Genomic DNA, 2,335 nt, shown 5'->3' with positions numbered 1-2,335 from the left:
GCTAAATGTCTTTTAGTTCATATAAAAATATTCGTTCCGTAATTAAAAAATTTAATCTAACTTACCAAGAGAATAATTATATAATTCCTCAAAATTTGGCAATTAGTGATTATTTACGAGGAGAAATAGAGTTTAGTCTGAGAGAGGTAGTCTTAGAGAACTCTGAATTAGCTATTTGTGAAAATTTAATCTATCCAATTTTAAAAGAAATTTGGAAAAATTATTACCTGGAAGACTATATGCTCTGGAGCCACGAAGCTTTAGAGTATGATGAAGACTTATCTGGAGTACCTGATTATACGATCGCACAAAGGTCTCCACAAGGTAAAGTAATTTTCGATCGACCTTATTTGGTGATAGTTGAAGCTAAAAAGGATAATTTTACGGAAGGATGGGGGGAGTGTGCCGCAGAAATGGTGGCAGCTCAAAAAATAAATGAGAGTCCAGAACAAACTTTGTTTGGCATTGTCTCAAATGGCAAGATCTGGGAGTTTGGCAAATTAAGTTTAGACCGATTTGTGAAAAATATTAAGAGCTACTATATTTCGGATTTAGATGAATTGTTTGGTGCTATTAATTATCTCTTCGATCAATGTAGATTACAATTAGGTAATGGGTGATGTCAGATACGGTAATTCAGGTCGATAATCTGGGGAAAAAGTATATAATTGGTCATCAGAAGCAGGAGAATTATACGGCGCTGCGAGATGTCATTGCTAATGGGGTTAAAGGGCTGGGACGGAAGTTACTAAAGCCTTGGGGGAAAAGTTTCCCGAACCCAGCATCTGAAGAGTTTTGGGCGCTGAAGGATGTATCATTTGAGATTAAGCAGGGGGATAGAGTTGGGATTATTGGACGGAATGGGGCGGGTAAATCTACATTATTGAAGATTTTAAGTCGGATTACGGAACCAACTACAGGAAGTATCCGGATTAAGGGGCGAGTTGCTAGTTTATTGGAGGTAGGTACGGGATTCCATCCGGAGTTAACGGGGAGAGAGAATATCTTTCTCAATGGTGCTATTCTGGGGATGAGTAGGTTGGAGATTAAGCGAAAATTTGATGAGATTGTGGCGTTTGCGGAGGTGGAAAAGTTTTTAGATACGCCAGTGAAGCGGTATTCTTCGGGGATGTACGTTAGGCTGGCATTTGCGGTGGCGGCGCATTTGGAACCGGAGATTTTGGTAGTGGATGAGGTGTTGGCGGTAGGGGATGCAGCGTTTCAGAAGAAGTGTTTGGGGAAGATGGAGGATGTGGGGAAAGAGGGGAGGACAGTTTTATTTGTGAGTCATCAGATGGCAGCAATAGAAAAACTATGTTCACGAGTCGTCGTGTTGCGTTCAGGACAGATTAAATTTGATGGTGACAATAAATCATCAATTAATTTTTATCTAATAGATTTAGAAGAACAGACGAGGGAAACAAAGCTGACAGATATCAACCGTTCAGGTACCGGAGACATAATACTTACTGGTTTTTCTATAGAGAATTCGGCGGGTAATAATCTAGTAGCCGCAGCTTGTGGAGAGGAATTAGTATTAGTCTTTCACTATAAGACAAATACTAATAATCCTCTTAAAAATGTAAGTTTAGGTTTTTCTATACATAATGGATTGGGAGATACTATCTCTGTTTTCTACAGTGATTATGCTGGTACTACATTTTCTTCAATTCCTCATATAGGCAAGATCAAATGTAGAATTCAAGATTTTCCATATTCTAAGGGTAGGTATCTAGTAGGTGCAAGGATTACGGTCAATGGTGTAGAAGCGGACTGGCCTAAAGGATACATTGGCTTTATTGATGTTGAAGCGGGAGATTTTTATAAAACTGGTAATGTGGCTTTGAGTGGGATCGGAGTCGTTTTAATCAGAGGTGACTGGTATCTAGCAGCTTAAGAGGATTTACAAAGTGAACTTAATTTTTAGAAAAACTAGAAATATTTACAATAGGCTTAAAAATGGATTTCAGGTTGCCGCTTTTCCTGAAAAATTTTATCTCTATCCTAAAGAGCCGTATCTGTACCATAATCTGTCCTATTCACAAGAAGGTGAAGATATGATAATTTCACGTTTTTTTGAAGGTAAAAAACAGGGATTTTATGTAGATGTAGGAGCACATCACCCACAAAGATTTTCTAATACTTATCGCTTTTACTTACAAGGTTGGCGAGGCATTAATATTGATGCGATGCCTGGTAGTATGGAGATTTTTAATAAAATCAGAGCTAATGATATTAACTTAGAGATTTCTATTTCTGATTGCAATCAAATTTTAACTTACTATGAATTCAATGAACCTGCTTTAAACGGCTTTTGTGCTGACATATCCATCAA

General features: G+C 37.8%; 2 protein-coding genes and 1 pseudogene. All 3 read left to right on the top strand.

From position 1 onward, the window contains the following. The first annotated feature begins 95 nt into the window (after positions 1 to 95). The gene (locus NJ959_RS28720) at positions 96 to 620 is read left to right on the top strand and encodes a hypothetical protein (RefSeq protein ID WP_309242723.1); all 525 of its coding nucleotides are present in this window, start codon (positions 96 to 98) and stop codon (positions 618 to 620) included. Then, positions 620 to 1,897, top strand: a complete 1,278-nt coding sequence (locus NJ959_RS28715; RefSeq protein WP_254015175.1) for an ABC transporter ATP-binding protein — start codon at positions 620 to 622, stop codon at positions 1,895 to 1,897. The genes NJ959_RS28720 and NJ959_RS28715 overlap by 1 nt, the downstream gene beginning before the upstream one ends. Before the next feature lie 13 nt (positions 1,898 to 1,910). Continuing rightward, a pseudogene (locus tag NJ959_RS28710) lies at positions 1,911 to 2,335 on the top strand (FkbM family methyltransferase); the annotation flags it as partial.

The organism is Limnofasciculus baicalensis BBK-W-15 (genome assembly GCF_024178385.1).
GTDB lineage: Bacteria > Cyanobacteriota > Cyanobacteriia > Cyanobacteriales > Coleofasciculaceae > Limnofasciculus > Limnofasciculus baicalensis.
The sequence above is the reverse complement of the archived record's forward strand: the minus strand, read 5'-3'. Positions and strand labels throughout refer to the sequence as shown.